Origin of the sequence: Schaalia canis, from assembly GCF_003858455.1 — a bacterium.
Taxonomy (GTDB): domain Bacteria; phylum Actinomycetota; class Actinomycetes; order Actinomycetales; family Actinomycetaceae; genus Pauljensenia; species Pauljensenia canis.
Genome location: NZ_RQZF01000070.1, coordinates 1 through 229 on the forward strand (window position 1 = coordinate 1; position 229 = coordinate 229).

Consider the following 229-nt stretch of genomic DNA (forward strand, 5'->3'; position numbering starts at 1 on the left):
CTTTCTCTGTGGGGAAGAGGTTGGCCATGCCTTTTGCGTGGGTGGTAGCCCGGGCCCAAGAATGGCCGGTGTGGGTGAAGCGTTTCTCGGTGGTTTCGAGTTCTTTCCCGATCACAGTCAGGAAAGGGGTTGACAGCATAGAGCCATGCAACAGGTAGGACAGGGCGTGGATGTCGTTGCCTGGCATTGCCCCGTCAAAACGCGCACCATTAATAAAGCTGATCATGCT

General features: G+C 55.5%; 1 protein-coding gene. It reads right to left on the reverse strand.

Annotated features, from left to right (window positions below; translation table 11 throughout):
* On the reverse strand, positions 1 to 229 hold a 229-nt coding region (locus EII11_RS10710), incomplete at both ends, for a hypothetical protein (protein ID WP_165867183.1).